Origin of the sequence: Nitrosospira lacus (assembly GCF_000355765.4) — a bacterium.
Lineage (GTDB): Bacteria > Pseudomonadota > Gammaproteobacteria > Burkholderiales > Nitrosomonadaceae > Nitrosospira > Nitrosospira lacus.
Map to the genome: position 1 here is coordinate 42047 of NZ_CP021106.3, position 15777 is coordinate 57823.

General features: G+C 53.8%; 13 protein-coding genes. 5 read left to right on the forward strand and 8 right to left on the reverse strand.

Going from position 1 to position 15777, the window contains the following annotated elements; all coding sequences use genetic code 11:
* Window positions 1-22: 22 nt before the first annotated feature.
* Window positions 23-583 (reverse strand): A24 family peptidase, encoded by a 561-nt coding sequence (locus EBAPG3_RS00180; protein ID WP_004180276.1) that lies wholly within the window; start codon window positions 581-583, stop codon window positions 23-25.
* Between the two features lie 116 nt (window positions 584-699).
* The gene (locus EBAPG3_RS00185) at window positions 700-882 is read right to left on the reverse strand and encodes a Flp family type IVb pilin (protein ID WP_004180273.1); all 183 of its coding nucleotides are present in this window, start codon (window positions 880-882) and stop codon (window positions 700-702) included.
* A 468-nt stretch (window positions 883-1350) separates the two neighbouring features.
* Between EBAPG3_RS00185 and bioA the strand changes: the two genes are divergently transcribed.
* From bioA to EBAPG3_RS00210, 4 genes are all read left to right on the forward strand, one after another.
* Entirely contained in the window at window positions 1351-2661 is a 1311-nt protein-coding gene (bioA, locus tag EBAPG3_RS00190; protein WP_004180271.1) for an adenosylmethionine--8-amino-7-oxononanoate transaminase, read from the forward strand.
* 22 nt (window positions 2662-2683) lie between these two features.
* Window positions 2684-4096: an MBL fold metallo-hydrolase RNA specificity domain-containing protein gene (locus EBAPG3_RS00195; protein WP_040853085.1), complete on the forward strand. Its 1413-nt coding sequence runs from the start codon at window positions 2684-2686 to the stop codon at window positions 4094-4096.
* Between the two features lie 14 nt (window positions 4097-4110).
* Entirely contained in the window at window positions 4111-5628 is a 1518-nt protein-coding gene (dacB, locus tag EBAPG3_RS00200) for a D-alanyl-D-alanine carboxypeptidase/D-alanyl-D-alanine endopeptidase (protein ID WP_227869239.1), read from the forward strand.
* Window positions 5629-6351: 723 nt separating this feature from the next.
* On the forward strand, window positions 6352-7713 hold the full coding sequence (locus tag EBAPG3_RS00210; protein ID WP_004180264.1) for a hypothetical protein: 1362 nt from the start codon (window positions 6352-6354) through the stop codon (window positions 7711-7713).
* A gap of 440 nt (window positions 7714-8153) precedes the next feature.
* On the opposite strand, the gene trpE is transcribed toward EBAPG3_RS00210, so the two are convergent.
* The 3 genes from trpE to rpe all read right to left on the reverse strand — a co-directional run bounded on the left by trpE (window position 8154) and on the right by rpe (window position 11289).
* Window positions 8154-9644, reverse strand: a complete 1491-nt coding sequence (gene trpE, locus EBAPG3_RS00215; RefSeq protein ID WP_004180261.1) for an anthranilate synthase component I — start codon at window positions 9642-9644, stop codon at window positions 8154-8156.
* A 137-nt stretch (window positions 9645-9781) separates the two neighbouring features.
* Window positions 9782-10510 carry a phosphoglycolate phosphatase gene (locus tag EBAPG3_RS00220; protein ID WP_004180259.1) on the reverse strand — a complete coding sequence of 243 codons (729 nt, stop codon included), beginning with the start codon at window positions 10508-10510 and terminating at the stop codon, window positions 9782-9784.
* Between the two features lie 95 nt (window positions 10511-10605).
* Complete coding sequence (gene rpe, locus EBAPG3_RS00225) at window positions 10606-11289, reverse strand: ribulose-phosphate 3-epimerase (RefSeq protein ID WP_040853081.1); 684 nt, start codon at window positions 11287-11289, stop codon at window positions 10606-10608.
* A 399-nt stretch (window positions 11290-11688) separates the two neighbouring features.
* Here rpe and apaG point away from each other — a divergent pair, with 399 nt between their 5' ends.
* Entirely contained in the window at window positions 11689-12072 is a 384-nt protein-coding gene (gene apaG, locus EBAPG3_RS00230; RefSeq protein ID WP_004180257.1) for a Co2+/Mg2+ efflux protein ApaG, read from the forward strand.
* Between the two features lie 126 nt (window positions 12073-12198).
* Here apaG and der read toward each other — a convergent pair whose 3' ends face one another.
* The 3 genes from der to EBAPG3_RS00245 form a co-directional block, all read right to left on the reverse strand.
* A complete protein-coding gene (der, locus tag EBAPG3_RS00235; protein WP_004180256.1) occupies window positions 12199-13599 on the reverse strand; it encodes a ribosome biogenesis GTPase Der in 1401 nt (466 codons plus the stop codon).
* A gap of 96 nt (window positions 13600-13695) precedes the next feature.
* Window positions 13696-14901 carry an outer membrane protein assembly factor BamB gene (bamB, locus tag EBAPG3_RS00240; protein WP_004180255.1) on the reverse strand — a complete coding sequence of 402 codons (1206 nt, stop codon included), beginning with the start codon at window positions 14899-14901 and terminating at the stop codon, window positions 13696-13698.
* A 231-nt stretch (window positions 14902-15132) separates the two neighbouring features.
* On the reverse strand, window positions 15133-15771 hold the full coding sequence (locus EBAPG3_RS00245; RefSeq protein ID WP_004180251.1) for a tetratricopeptide repeat protein: 639 nt from the start codon (window positions 15769-15771) through the stop codon (window positions 15133-15135).
* Window positions 15772-15777: the final 6 nt, after the last annotated feature.

A 15777-nucleotide genomic window follows, 5' to 3' on the forward strand; every position in this document is an offset into this window, starting at 1 on the left:
ATTAATGTGTATCTGCAGCTGGTCATCCGCCCCATTGGGCAACGGCCAGATACACCAACGTTCCGGTTGCGATCGCCACGCCATAAGGTAGCTTGCCCATGGATTCCGCGGCGTCTGCGGCAGACCCTGGGAGATAGCCGGTCATGGGACGACTCTCCAGTGAACTCCCAGCCGCGCGGGTGAACAGCATCATCGTGAGTTTGCGCAACAGTCTGTGCAGCGTGCCCTGACGCCACGCAATCCCCAACGCCAGCACCCCGCCCGCAAGCAGTACGCACAGCAATGCGCCACTCACACCACGCGCGCCCAGAAAGGCGCCAGTCATGGCCATGAGTTTCACGTCCCCCGCAGCCATGGCGCGCAGGAGGTAAAGTGGCAGCAACAGCACCAGACCCATTCCCAGCCCCGCCAGGGAATCGAGAACTCCCAGTCCCCCCATTTCCTGGGGCAGCAAGGCATTCGACAGCACCCCTGCAACCGTGCCCGGAAAAACCAGGGCGTTCGGAATTCGGCGGCTGCGGATATCGTGCCAAGCTGCGACAAGCAGCAGTGGCAGCAAAAACCCTGTGTTTAATGAATACATTTGATCATTTCGCTTAACGCCGCCCGGCCAAGCGACCGGGCGGCATATAAAACTTCAATTCCGACTGCCAGGGCGATTAAAGAAAACCACGCACTTGGCAATCGTTGAAGGTTTTTTTACAGTGCCGTCGAGAGTGCAGTGGTAATAGCAGTAAACACGGCAACCAACTGAGGCCCAAGCAATTGCAGTGCACCAATAATAAACACCGCGATCAGAGCTGCGATCAGTCCATACTCAATGGCGGTCACGCCTTCTTCGTCGTTCAGAAACTGTTTTACATCTTGTACAATTTTGTTCATGATGCTTTTCCTTGTTTATGTCGTTAAAATAAAATTCCACCAGAATATGGCGGAGACTGCTTTCCCAAATATTACGATTTCATTTTAGGAAATCTGCAAGCGCCTCGTCTATCGTACGGTGGTACAGGCTGTACCAAGGTACCAGTTACTTCATAAGGTACTGGTGCACGTATGCCGGTGGATTGCTGGACGTGGGCGCACCACATCAACACTCACCGCACCCCCACGATCTTCTCCCTCGAAATCTTCATGCGGTTTATCTAGTCTGCCTACCATGACGCTCCCGATTGCGCGGTGTTGAAATGATTATCGATGGAATAATGTACCGACCGTGCGAGGAATAAACGGGAAAAAGCGCGCTATTTCGGGAATTTGATGCAGATGCGAAAAAAACGGCGAAATATGAATTGGTCGGGTGCTTTTGCAGTCGATTTCCTTTAATTCCGACAGGCTGCTAATATTAGATCGATGAACAATAAATACCTGATGGAACGCAGCTTAAAGACCGTCTGGCACCCCTGCACCCAGATGAAACAACACGAGGTGCTGCCACTCGTTCCCATAGCCCGCGGGGAAGGCGCGTGGCTTTATGGCTTCCAAGGCGAACGCTACCTTGACGCCATCGGTTCCTGGTGGGTCAATCTGTTTGGTCATACCAATCCGCGCATCAATGCCGCCATCCGCGAGCAGCTCGATAAACTGGAGCATGTCATGCTCGCGGGTTTCACCCATGAACCCGTGATCGAATTATCGGAACGCCTGGGCAATCTCGTATCGGGCAAGCTCGGCCATTGCTTCTATGGCAGCGATGGCGCATCCGCGATAGAAATCGCATTGAAAATGAGTTTCCATTACTGGCACAATAGCGGTCATCCGGAAAAAAATGATTTTGTCAGCCTGCAAAATGGCTATCACGGTGAAACACTGGGTACACTGTCAGTGACCGATGTGGCACTGTTCAGGGATACCTACGCTCCGCTGTTGCGCCACAGCGCGCACGTTCTTACCCCGGACTGGCGCTATGCGGCGGCGGGAGAGTCCGCCGAAGACTATACCCAACGTGCCGCGGCCGCGCTGGAAGCGCATCTCGCGCAACACCATGCCGAAACCGCGGCACTCATTGTCGAGCCGCTGGTGCAGGGCGCGGCGGGCATGGGCATGTATCATCCCGATTATCTGAAGCTTGCGAGACAGATATGCGATAAATACCGGGTACATCTGATCGCCGACGAAATCGCGGTCGGCTTTGGCAGGACCGGCACCATGTTTGCCTGCGAACAGGCCCATATCACACCGGATTTTTTGTGCCTGGCAAAAGGCTTGAGCGGCGGCTATCTGCCCTTATCCGTAGTGATGACTACGGATTCGATATACCAGGCGTTTTATCACGACGAAACCACGCACGGCTTCCTGCATTCCCATACCCACGCAGGCAATGCACTTGCCTGCCGTGCCGCGCTGGCTACGCTAGATATTTTCGAGCATGACGATATCATTAATACTAACCGTGTTAAAGCAAATTATCTCAATCATGCGGTACAGCCGATCGCATCCCATCCCACGGTCAAGAATTTTAGAAACTGCGGAATGATATGGGCATTCGAAGTGGAAACCAATGACCCTGCTTTTGCCGGGAGATTCTTCCAGGCAGCACTTGCGCAGGAATTGGTGCTGCGCCCGCTGGGAAACACTGTTTATTTCATGCCGCCGTATATCATTAATGAGCAGGAAATGGATTTGCTGGCAGCGGGTACTTTGCGGGCGCTTGATTCATGTTGACCATCTGCGCACGCCGCAATTCATGCAGCTTACTTTTCTAGGCGCAGCCGGCGAAGTCACCGGCTCGCGCTATCTGATCGAAACCCGCGATATACGCTTTCTGGTTGACTGCGGCATGTTCCAGGGCGGGCGCGAAGCGGAGCGAAAAAATCGTGGAGCGTTTGGTTTCAGCCCTGAGACGCTCGATTTCGTCCTGCTGACTCACGCCCATATCGATCACTCCGGACTGCTGCCTCGGCTTGGTGCACTGGGTTTCAGAGGGCCGGTGTACACCACGACCGCGACCGCCGACCTGCTCAAGGTGTTGCTCAGGGATAGCGCGCATATCCAGGAAAAAGAAGCCGAGTGGCAAAATAAGGCGCACTACCACGAGCAGCACAAATCACACCGTTCGCTTCACGAAACCGCCCCGCTTTATACCGTGACCCAGGCAACTGATTTTCTCAGACAGATCAGAAATATCGAATACGACACGGAGATCACACCTCATCGGTCAGTACGCTGCATCTTCCGCGATGCCGGGCACATCCTGGGCTCCGCCATCATCGAGGTATGGGTAGAGTCCGGCACCGGGCATAAGAAACTGGTGTTCTCCGGCGATCTGGGTCAGCCAGGCCATCCCGTCGTGCGCGATCCGACACCTATCCAGGAAGCAGATGTGCTGCTTGTGGAATCAACATACGGCAATCGTTTGCACCGAAGCATGCCGGACACGCTGGATGAACTGGTTCACGCCATCAGCGATACACTGGAGCGCAAGGGCGGCAACGTTATAGTGCCCGCTTTCGCTGTGGGGCGAACCCAGGATTTACTGTTTTTGCTGGTCGATCTCTCTCGCCAGAGTAAGCTCGGAAAGATGGGCATTTATGTGGATTCGCCCATGGCGCTGGCAGCAACCGACATCACGCTGAAGCACATGGGATTACTCGACAAGGAAGCTGCCAGCACGCTGCAGTGGTTGAATAAGAACGGTGAAAAACTGCAGATTCATTTCGTACAGGATGTCGAGGAATCCATACGGATCAATAGCGTGCGGCATGGCGCAGTTATTATTTCGGCAAGCGGTATGTGCGATGCGGGACGGATCAAGCATCACCTCAAGTACAATCTGGGAAGACCCGAATGTAGTATCCTCATTACCGGTTTTCAGGCAGCGGGAACGCTGGGACGGCGCCTGGTGGATGGAGCCAAATACGTGAAAATCTTTGGTGAGGAGGTACCCGTGCGCGCGGATATCTATACCATAGGCGGCCTCTCCGCCCATGCCGATCAAGCTGGCCTGATGGGTTGGTTGAGTCATTTCCGGGCTGCTCCCCGGCAAACATTCCTGGTTCATGGCGAACCGTTGAATGCCGCAACCCTGGCTGAAGTTATCCAGCGACAATTAAAATGGAATGTGAGCATCCCGGCGCAATACACATCGGTTACGTTCTGACCATGATTCGACTTATGGAACCTTTGAATAAGTCCTGCGCGGGCGCGAGGTTCCTCAAAACCGTTTCCCTGTGCATCTCGCTGGCTGCCGCGCCGCTCCCTGCGTTTTCATACAACATGCCGATCGCCGTCGGTCAGGCGCTCAAGCAGGCAGGCATTCCCGAGTCTGCGGTAGGTATGTATGTTCAGGAAATTGGTGCAGCCAAGCCACTGCTCGCCGTCAATGCCGGCACGGCGATGAATCCCGCGTCGGTAATGAAGCTGGTCACGACTTTTGCCGGACTGGAACTGCTGGGACCGGCGTATACCTGGAAAACCGAATTATACGCCAGTGGCATGCTTGAAGGCGATACACTGCGAGGTAATCTGGTGATCAAGGGTTACGGCGACCCCAAGCTGAATCTGGAAAATTTCTGGCTGCTTGTGCGACGCCTGCGTCAGACCGGGTTACGCGAAATTACGGGTGACCTGGTGCTGGATAGCAGCCATTTCGATTTGCCCGGCGGCAATCCGGCCGCCTTCGACGGCAAGCCCCACCGTGCATACAATGTGCTTCCCGAAGCGCTGCTGGTGAACTACCGTACACTGGCGCTACGCCTGATCCCGCAGCCTGCGAGCAAGACCATTCGCGTTGTAGTCGATCCGCCTCTGCCATCACTGGACCTCAAAAATGGCCTGACGCTTACCAATGGCCCCTGCAATGAATGGCGCGACACGCTCGCCGCCGATATTCGCACTGCCGTCAATGGCGACATCCGCGTATCAATTGCGCTTAATGGCAGTTATTCCACTGACTGTGACGAAAAGACCTTATATCTCAGCGTGCATGATACCGCCGATTATATCTTCGGCCTGTTCAGGCAATTATGGGAAGAACAGGGTGGAATATTCCGCGGCAAGGTGCGCACCGGCACGGCTCCGGAAGGAATGACGCCGCTGGAAACCCATCAATCGCCCCCACTTGCCGACATCGTTCGGGATATCAACAAATTCAGTAACAACACCGCGGCGCGGCAGCTATATCTCGCATTAGGGCTGACCACGGGACTGACTCCTGGCTCGTCTCCGAGCATGGCTGCCGGCGACGCAGCAAATGGCCATGACAGGCCGCCCGCAACGCTCGCCAAATCGGATATGGCCCTACGGCGCTGGCTTACGTCCAAACGGCTCAGTTTTCCTGAATTGGTTATCGAAAACGGCTCGGGGCTATCACGCAATGAGCGCATCAGTACCGGTCACCTGGGGGCACTTTTGCTGGCGGCGTTCCAGAGCCCGGTCATGCCCGAATTCATTTCCTCCCTGCCGATCGCAGCGGTGGATGGAACCATGAAGAAGCGCCTGAATGGCAGCGCTACCGCGGGACAGGCCCATATCAAGACCGGTTTTCTGGATGGCGTGAGAACCATGGCAGGTTATGTGCTCGATAAATCCGGCAGGCGCGTAGCTGTGGTCATGTTCATCAATCATCCAAAATCGGGAATTGCGCAACCAGCAATGGATGCGCTGCTGCATTGGGCTTATGAAAGACCATGACAAACTAAAGATAAGTTATTGGCGCTCACCATGACCCATTCCCTACCTGCGCCGGCTTGACACTAAGGCTCGACGCAAGCGGTGTAATCTGGCGGTTAAGCGCGAGCACCTGGCATTGCAGAGTAGGCCTAACGAAGTGTGGACTTTCTTGGTTTGGTTCTGCCGGAAAAATATGAATACCGGCCAAGTAGCAGGGTGGGGCTATAAGATCGGCAACGCTTGCGCTTCACTCCGCTCCTTTGAATAGCCCGACCTGGGCACACTGGGTGGTACTTGAACTTTCTCGTCTATAGTCTATAAAAATACACAGGTGGGTTTCTTACGTCAGACGTACTGTCGAAATGATGAAAACACTCATCGGACGACAAATGGAAACCCCATTTCAGCGGCCAGGATCTGTCACGGTCACTGGGTTTCACTGGTGATCAGATTCATGGTGCTAAGAACCGAAATTGGTACACTGATGAGCATCACAATTCTTATGGAAGCTGATATCGGAGAGACTCGTTTCAATGCTCTGCTCCCTGATATAAATATCCCAAGTGAGCAGGAGGTATCCATCCGGACCCAGGATATTACAAACCCGCACAAATTCTGTGTCGTTCCGATGAGTGTACAGGGGAATTCTTATACTGCGACACGCCTGAACGGCTGCACCTAGCGGATATTCTTCTAGACCGGAACAGGCAAAACTGGGAGCCCTGAGGGAGAATAAGCCAAGCCATGGTTCTATTTCGAAACGCGGTACTTTTACTCCCCCTCTTCCTGATGTTATTCCTCACCATATTTAGTAATGAGGCGAGTGCCTTGCCTGCTTTTGCGCGTCAGACCGCCATGCCATGCAGTGCCTGTCATGTGCAGGCCTTTGGCCCCGGCCTGACTCCTACCGGCAGGAATTTCAAGCTTTACGGTTATACCGACAAAAGCGAAGAAAGCACACAGCTGATTCCGTTGAGTGCAATGATCAGAGGTTCATTCACACATACCCAAAGAGGCCAGCCTGATGGTGCGGCCGAACATTTTGGGTCTAACAATAATGCAACCATTGATGAAGCTGCGATTTTTTATGCCGGCCGTATCAGCTCCAAAGCGGGTGCTTTTATTGAAGGAACTTACGATGGCGTGGAAAAGAAGGTATTGCTTGATAATACCGATATTCGTTTTGCCGATTATGCAGACCTGGCAGGAAACCGGTTTGTTTACGGCGTATCATTGAATAATTCCCCCACGGTTTCAGACCTGTGGAATACGACGCCTGTATGGGGTTTTCCCTGGGCAGCATCGCCTTTGGCTCCGACCCAGTCAGCGGGCACGCTTATCGAGTCACTCGGGGGCCAGGTAGGCGGTGCGACGGCTTATATGATGTGGAATGACTTCTTGTATATCGAGGGCGGCGGGTATACAAGTCTTGCCCGTAACGTGCAGCAGACAGTGGGAACATTCGATGCTGCGCAAAACAAAATTGATGGAGGCGCACCTTATTGGCGGGTTGCGCTCCAGCACAATTGGCACGGGCACTATGGCGCAATCGGCTCTTTTGGCATGCACGCGAATGTCAACCCGCAGCGACTGCAAGGCGCAGGCACTGATCAGTTTACCGATTTTGGATTTGATGCCACCTATCAGTATCTGGTAAATCCAAAACACATTCTTGAATTCAATGCCACTTATATTCGCGAGAACCGGGACATGAACGCCAGCTTGGCATTAGGGTTCGCGGAGAAACAGAGCAGCAGTCTCGACACCGTCCGTATCAGGGGCGCGTACACGTTCCTGCAGACCTACGGTCTTACCCTGGCTTATGGACAAACTTCAGGAACAGCGGACAACATCATATACAGCTTTGCAGACCCTATCACCGGCAGCCGCTCAGGAAAACCCGATAATCAGGCAATTACCGCCGAGGTGAGCTATATACCGTTCGGGAAATCCACATCAGCGTATTCCACCTTGACCAACCTGCGGCTTACACTCCAATACGTCCACTACTTTCAGTTTAACGGAGGTATTCGCAATTATGATGGTTTTGGGCGCAATGCGGCGGGTAACGACACGCTCTATTTGAATGGCTGGCTGGCATTCTAGTAGTGTGCTTGTAATTGAATAAAAGCGATGAGTTTTTGTGCAGGCTACGCGTAAAATCAAGCGATATATCGCGAGGATTTGCAACGACGCATGACACGGAAAGATGCGTTTTTAGATTCAATCAATTGCAAAGCACACCACTGGATCCAGAGATTGAATCTGGCGCCTGCGATGATTGCATAAAAATCATTATATTGGGATCTTTCGCTTTCGGTGGATGCAGCAAGGTACGAGTTGGAGATTGGGTGCTGGTACGGGGCGAGCTTTCAAGCTACCGATTAATATAGTATTTCTGTCGACCTTCTGACTGCTTGAAAAACTTCGCTAACAGGCGATCATTTTTGCTGTCAGCGTCGCATCATGTCGCTCTAGAATCCACGCGGATTTTCAGACGTCAGTGATTGCACGGGAAACAAGAAAACTTTCTATCAGATCATTCTCTATTCGATCTTACTGTCCAACCCACCCTCCGCAATCTCCGCCGCCCGCAGCAGTGCCTTGGCCTTGTTCTGAGTCTCGATCCATTCGCTTTGCGGCACGGAATCGGCCACGATGCCCGCGCCGGCCTGTATATGCAGCTTACCGTCTTTGATGACACCGGTGCGAATAGCGATGGCCAGATCCATATCGCCATCGAATCCCAGGTAACCTACCGCGCCAGCGTAGATACCGCGCTTGGACACTTCCAGCTCATCGATGATTTCCATCGCCCGCACTTTCGGGGCGCCGCTCACGGTACCCGCAGGGAAAGTGGCGCGCAGTACATCCATCGCATTCAAGCCGGGTTTGAGCTTGCCATCCACATTGGAAACAATGTGCATGACATGGGAATAATGCTCGATCTGCATGTTCTCCGTGACCTTGACCGTTCCGGTCTGCGCGACGCGGCCGACATCATTACGCCCGAGATCCATCAGCATCAAATGTTCCGCACGCTCCTTCGGATCGGCCAGCAGATCGTCCGCCAGCGTGGCATCTTCCTGAATGGTCTTACCGCGCGGGCGGGTGCCGGCAATGGGACGTACGGTCACGGTGCCGCTTTCCAGTCGGACCAGGATTTCCGGCGACGCGCCGATCACGTGAAACTCGCCAAAGTGATAATAAAACATGTACGGAGAGGGATTGAGACTGCGCAGCGCGCGATAAAGCGCCAGCGGCGACGCGCCATACGGCTTGCTGGTGCGCTGCGATAAAACCACCTGCATGATGTCGCCATCAAAAATATAGCGCTTGGCGCGCTCCACCGCTTCAATATAACCTGTTTCACTGAATTCCGAGATGGCCTCGGCCGGTTTGCTGGGCGTTTCAAGCGGAATTTCCACCGGTTCACGGAGATTGACGAGCAACTCCTTCAAGCGTTTTTTTGCAGCTTTATACGCTTCCGTTGCTTCCGTTGGACCTGCGTCCCCAGGCGCTGCATACACGATGAGATAGAGTTTGCCGGAAAGATTATCCACCACCGCCAGCTCCTCAGACAGGAGTAACAGCATATCGGGCGTATTGAGTGTGTCGGGGCAGGCATGACCGGCCAGTTTACGCTCGATATATCGCACGGCATCGTAGGCAAAATAGCCCACGAGGCCGCCGCAGAAACGGGGTAAACCGGGGCATGGCGCGGCTTTGAAGCGAGACAGGTAGGATTCCACGAAAGCCAGCGGATCTTCCACCTCGGATTCCCGCGTTCCCGCACCATTGATGATCCTGACAAGACCGCCCCGCGCCTCTATGCGAGTCACGGCGGGCAGGCCGATAAAGGAATAACGTCCGAAGCGCTCGCCACCCTGTACCGATTCCAATAAATACGAGTACGGTTGGTTGGCAAGCTTGAGATAAACCGACAGCGGGGTATCGAGATCGGCAAACGTTTCCAGCACTACCGGGATGCGGTTATAGCCTTGCGCCACAAGGTTATTGAATTCAGCTTCGGTCATGATGTGACTCCACAAGAAAACAGGAAGGAAAGAAAGTGCGGTAGCGTGTGAGTGCTAGGTCCGCCAGCGATCGAGGCCAGGACGCTAGGGACGCCAGGCATTTATCGCGTATTCCTCGATTCCGGTGTTTTCGGGGATCATGACAATTTCTGAATTAATTTTGTAGCATCGTATACGGACGTAACGATGGCATCGCAATTCAGTTCGCGCACGTCGCGCCCCTCATTGTAGCCATAGGGTACGCAAAAGACATGACAACCCGCCGCACGCGCCGCTTCGGCGTCATTGAGGGAGTCGCCGATCAGCAGCATTTCACGGGGTAGAATGCCGAAATGCTTGCAGGCATGCAGGAGGGGCATCGGATCAGGCTTCTTTTTGGGGAGGCTGTCGCCTGACAGGACGATATCAAAATAATCCAGCAAGCCGGTGGCACGAAGTAGTGGCAAGGTAAACGCCTCAGCCTTGTTGGTTATGCAGGCCAGGCGAAAATCCGCTTCCAGCAAGGCGTTCAATCCCTCTATTACGCCTGGATAGGGCCGAGTACTAACGCACAATGTTTTCGCGTAATCGCGCTCGTAGAGCGGCATCGCTTTGTCGAATAACTCAACATCGGGCTCATCATCGAGGCTGCCGGTAAGCGAGCGCTTCACCAGCTTCTGTATGCCCTTGCCAATGTAGGATTGGATAGTCTCCAGCGGGAGCTCGGCCCTCCCCAGCTCCCGTAACATCATATTGGCCGCCGCGGCCAGATCGCCCGCCGTATCGAGAAGTGTACCATCCAGATCGATCATCACGGCCTTGACCGACAGTGGATATTCGCTGCCGACCACAACAGTGTCCCCAAGCCGGGAAGCGCTTTTGTTCACGTAAAGTTATCCCCTAACATTAATAAAGTCTCGTATTCCGCGACGCGCTCGCAAATCAGGATTTCTGGAGACGTCGTTTCGTTCGCAAACTGAAATCAAGCGTTCGCCAATTCCGCCCGCAGCGCTGCTACGACGCTATCATAGCGGTGCGGATCGCTGTCCTTGCCCGCACCATAAATGGCGGACCCGGCAACAAAGGTATCGGCTCCCGCGCGGGCGATCTCGGCGATGTTATCCACTTTTACGCCACCATCAATCTCCAGCATGATATCTTTGCCCGTTGCATCAATGCGTTTGCGCACGGCTTTTAATTTTTCCAGTGCTTCAGGGATGAATTTCTGTCCACCGAAGCCTGGGTTTACCGACATGATCAACACCAGATCCAGCTTATCGAGTACATGGTCGAGATAATATAAAGGCGTCGCCGGGTTGAATACCAGCCCTGCCTTGCAGCCCTGTTCCTTGATCAGCCCGATGGTGCGGTCGATATGCCTGGATGCTTCGGGATGAAAGGAAATAATATTGGCTCCGGCCTTGGCAAAATCCGGAACAATGCGGTCGACCGGCTCGACCATCAAGTGCACATCGATAACTGCCTGGGTCAGGGGACGAATAGCCTCACACACGAGCGGACCGATGGTGAGATTAGGCACATAGTGATTATCCATCACATCAAAATGAATGATGTCCGCGCCTGAATCGATGACGGCGGTTATTTCCTCACCCAGCTTGGCGAAATTGGCGGAAAGGATGCTCGGAGCGATGCGATAATTAGCCATGAAGGCGTCCTTATAATCAAAAAGCGCCATTTTAACCGCAAATGGTCTTTCGCGCTAACAGCTTCATGCCGCAGCGATCGTTCTAACTTTTATTATTTTGAGTCCGGCAGCTGAACAGTATGGAGTGCCCGGTTTTTTGGGACTCAGGTCAATGCGTAGCGGCGCGAGATGATACGTCAACTCCAGGGTGATGTAATGCAACCCCGCTGCTACAAAACTGCGCAATCCGTCGGGTAGACCTCGTCATGAAAGGCGGAGATCGAATTTTGCAAAATCCTTTTTTTGATCAGGTCACTATACTAAGAGATTGCCGTCGGCGACTGGACTTGGGAGCATGCGGCACCATATTTTGTAGCCACCACCCTTGCCGTGACTCGAAAAATAGTGTGCAATGCGGGGATGGCCGATAGTAAAAAATACGAAATTATTGTAACGGTTCACACTACCTACCTCCCGGAACAGTCGGATGAAGCGCTCGACCGTTACGTTTTTGCGTACACCATCTCGCTTGCCAACACAGGTACAGTTTCGGCACAGCTCATCAGCCGCCACTGGATCATTGCGGATGGGACTGGCGGTGTGCAAGAGGTACGGGGCCTGGGAGTGGTCGGTGAGCAGCCGTTGCTAAAACCCGGAGACAATTTCGAATATACAAGTGGTACCGCCATTTCCACACCGGTTGGGTCGATGAAAGGTAGCTATCAAATGGTGGCTGAAGACGGCCTGCGCTTCGATGCAACCATCCCTGAATTCATCTTGAGCGTGCCCAGGGTATTGCACTAAGGAATCGCTGCACGCTTTTCTGCGGAAATGGAGGATCCGTCCGGAGGTTCGTTGGCTCCTGCTCTGCCGAGTTCGGTGTTGTTTTTTTTCATTCCTTAAGCCCATCAGGCTGATTGCTGCTACTGCTCAACCATATTTCTTCCTTCCGACCATGCGGCGGCGATGGGCACGTTTTGCTTCCGCTTCGCTGAGAGGTGCTGCACCTTTTTCGGCATAGGGATTGTGACCCGACCGGAACACAACTCTCAATGGCGTACCTTCCAGCTGAAAGGCCTCGCGGAAGGTGTTTTCGAGATAACGCTGATAGGTTTCGGGAACCTTATCCAGAGCACTGCCATGGATTACGATCAATGGCGGGTTGGAGCCGCCCTGATGGGCATAGCGCAGTTTGGGGCGTGACAGGCCAGCACGCGGAGGCTGCTGCTTCTCTACCGCCGCCAGCAGGGTGCGGGTAAGCCGGGGGGTGGATAGATTCGCCATCGCGGCCGCATAAGCGGCATCAATCGACGGAAGCAATCCTTTCATGCCACTGCCTCGCAATGCCGAGATATAGTGGAGTTTCGCGAAATTCAGCAAGAAAGAGAGTTTGCGGGCGATATCGTTCTTGATGGTATCGCGCTGATAATTATCCAGGCCATCCCATTTGTTAACCGCCACCACCAGTGCGCGCCCCGTTTCCAGGATGAACCCGGCGATGTGGGCATCCTGATCGGAAATTTCGTTTCCCGCGTCCAGTACCAGGACCACCACGTTGGCGTCTTCCACCGACTGCAAGGTCTTTACCACCGAGAATTTTTCCACGGTTTCAAATACCTTGCCACGCCGGCGCAAACCGGCGGTATCGATCAGCGTGTACGGACGGCCGTTGCGATGAAAGTCAATATAGATACTGTCGCGGGTGGTACCCGGCTGATCAAACGCGATGACGCGTTCCTCGCCCAGCAGTGCATTCACCAGCGTGGATTTGCCAACATTGGGGCGTCCCACGATGGCAATTTTTGGATGCCTGTCTTCTTTTTCTTCTGCTTGCGGCAGAGGGAAATCCGCTAGCGCCAACTCCACCAGCTCATTCACATTGTCGCCGTGCGCGGCGGAGATCGCGCAGGGTTCCCCCAGGCCCAGTTGGTGAAATTCTGCAGTAACGACGGAGGACGCCATGCCTTCGGTTTTATTCACCACCAGCATGATTTTTCGTCCGGTCTTGCGCAGTTGCTCCGCAATTACCTTATCATGCGGCGCCAAACCGGTTCTGCCATCGACGATGAACAGCACCCTGTCCGCTTCGTCCACCGCTTGTCGAGTCTGCTTGGCCATCTCATGCAAAATGCCTTCCTTCACCATTGGCTCGAAGCCACCGGTGTCGACCACCAGATAAGGCTTATCGCCCAGCCTGCCATGGCCGTAATGGCGATCCCGCGTCAATCCGGGAATATCCGCCACAATTGCGTCACGGCTGCGGGTCAGGCGGTTAAAAAGTGTTGATTTGCCGACATTGGGCCGCCCGACCAGTACGAGGGTGGGTTTCATGGCTTCTGGTTCTTATGTGGAGACCGCCAATCCTTCTGCCCGGAAGGATAACAGCAAGCACTTTCTAAAATAAATGAATTTGCCGAATTTTCTCGGTTACATGCTGAACGCATAAAGCCCACCTTTCATGGTCTGCACCACGAAGCCATTAGGCAGAGAGACGGGGCGGGCAGTGATGGCGCTCCCGTCAGTGGCAGAGCGCGCGACAATACTACCGGTGTCATTCCTGATGAGATTTACATAGCCCAGAGAATCACCCACCACCACATGCGTGCCCTGGATGAGGGGGGGAGATAACTGGACGCCGCTGAGCAAATCCTGTTTCCAGATACTGGTACCATTTTTTTTATTGTAAGCCACTACTGCGCCTTGAGCATCGCTCACATATATGTAATCATCATTCATGGCAAGACCTGCGCTGCTCGACGCGTCTCGCGCCCAAATCTGATTTCCGTTGGCGATTTCAAAGCAGGCAACACGCCCCTGATAGGCTACAGCGCATATCTGTTGTTCGTCAGCCACCGGCAGACTGGCGACATCGGTTATTCGCTCCAGTTCTGTCGCTCCCCGCGGCCGCGATACGACCGCTTCCCAGACGACCCCGCCGTTGGCCAGATTTATCGCCACCAGCTTTCCGCCTGCAAATCCGGCAAATACCATGCCTCGCGAGATCAGCACACCAGCAAAGCTCCGAACCGTCAAGGGAGGAGTTGCACCCTGATATATCCACTTACGTTTGCCGCTGCCGGCATCCAGACTGAAAATCCGGCCATCTCCAGTGCGAACCACTACCGTGCCGCTCTCCGCTCGCGGGGGACTTAATACCTCGGTGGATACCTGGGCCGTCCACAGGGCTTTACCGTCTTTGCTGCCATATGTCAGAACCTCACCTTTGAAGGTTCCAAGCAGCAACATTCCGTCACCTGCACCTACGCCGCCCGACAGATTATGCTTGGTATTGACACTTCCCGCTTGTTTGCCTGTGGTGGGATCAAAACGCACAAGGAATCCATTCAGGCCCGCGGCATAAACGGCGCCGTTCTCGAATACCGGCATAAACCCCATCGCTTTACTTTCTTCGATGCCGTTCTGCCACAATAGACGCACTTCCGGAACTGTCTTTAATTGGGCAGCCTGTTCCGGGCTCATCTCAAAGGTCTCGCCGCCAAGGAGCCCGCCGCTGATACCCGCCACATCGATATCCGACAGGTCGCGTGCGAGGTCGCGTGCCATATCGACCACACTTACGCATCCGGAAAACGCCAGCAGCGGCACCAGCAGCAGGATATGCCGCCGAATCATCCTAAATCCGGCAGTTGTAGCGAGCTCACCAGAAAGGTGAAGGTCAAATATGGAAAAGATTCATTATGGATCATGATATTAAACAAAGAAATGAACGATCAACCGCCGGATTCAGGATCATGCGTGTAATCCTGGAGAAGCTCTGCATAAATTCTCCATGAATGATTCCGCCAGCTACACCCCCATTTTCTCGGTCTTGCTTGGTGCATCATTGCAATTCGAGATATTTGCCTATTTGCCTTCCGCCAGGGCATCGAGCTTCATTTGAACAATGCTATGATAGGTGCCTTTTTTGCCCAGCTTGCCAAGCGCTGTTTGATAAGCGGCACGCGCCTCGGGAATCTTACCCGCCGAAGTGAGAATATCGCCTTTGAGATCCGCATAAAGGCCATCAAAGGATTCACCATGCTTGGTATCCAGCAGTCTCACGGCATCGTCGTATTTTCTCTCATCCAGTAATATGCCCGCCAACCGCAACCGCACGAGATCCTTCAACTCCTCTTCCTTGGTGTTATCCAGCGTCCATTGCAAGCGACTTTTGGCATTTTGCATGTCGCCGCTTTCAAAGCTTGCACGTGCTGAAATCAAGGCGGCGCGCGCCGCGTACCCGCTGGCAGGGAAGCCTTCCATCAGTAAATGTGCGGCATCGCTAATCTTCTTGGGATCACCGCTCGCCTCGACTTGCAACAGCGATGCATACAATTCCGCTGCCTGCTCGGTCTGTTGTGTCTTATAGTATTTCCACGCCTGCTGACCCGCCATCCCGGCGATTAAAATCGCCACAATTATGATCACCAGTGTGCCATAGGCTTCCCACCAGGATTTAAGCCCATCTATTTTTTCCTGCTCTTCCAGATCATAGGTTGCCATTTGATT

Bases quoted from the DNA above. Each gene is read 5' to 3' on its own strand.
- EBAPG3_RS00245 (WP_004180251.1), bottom strand. From the start codon at position 15,771: ATGGCAACCTATGATCTGGAAGAGCAGGAAAAAATAGATGGGCTTAAA.
- EBAPG3_RS00195 (WP_040853085.1), top strand. From the start codon at position 2,684: ATGCAGCTTACTTTTCTAGGCGCAGCCGGCGAAGTCACCGGCTCGCGC.
- dacB (WP_227869239.1), top strand. From the start codon at position 4,111: ATGGAACCTTTGAATAAGTCCTGCGCGGGCGCGAGGTTCCTCAAAACC.
- EBAPG3_RS00210 (WP_004180264.1), top strand. From the start codon at position 6,352: ATGGTTCTATTTCGAAACGCGGTACTTTTACTCCCCCTCTTCCTGATG.
- bamB (WP_004180255.1), bottom strand. From the start codon at position 14,901: ATGATTCGGCGGCATATCCTGCTGCTGGTGCCGCTGCTGGCGTTTTCC.
- EBAPG3_RS00180 (WP_004180276.1), bottom strand. From the start codon at position 583: ATGTATTCATTAAACACAGGGTTTTTGCTGCCACTGCTGCTTGTCGCA.
- bioA (WP_004180271.1), top strand. From the start codon at position 1,351: ATGAACAATAAATACCTGATGGAACGCAGCTTAAAGACCGTCTGGCAC.
- apaG (WP_004180257.1), top strand. From the start codon at position 11,689: ATGGCCGATAGTAAAAAATACGAAATTATTGTAACGGTTCACACTACC.
- rpe (WP_040853081.1), bottom strand. From the start codon at position 11,289: ATGGCTAATTATCGCATCGCTCCGAGCATCCTTTCCGCCAATTTCGCC.
- EBAPG3_RS00185 (WP_004180273.1), bottom strand. From the start codon at position 882: ATGAACAAAATTGTACAAGATGTAAAACAGTTTCTGAACGACGAAGAA.
- der (WP_004180256.1), bottom strand. From the start codon at position 13,599: ATGAAACCCACCCTCGTACTGGTCGGGCGGCCCAATGTCGGCAAATCA.
- trpE (WP_004180261.1), bottom strand. From the start codon at position 9,644: ATGACCGAAGCTGAATTCAATAACCTTGTGGCGCAAGGCTATAACCGC.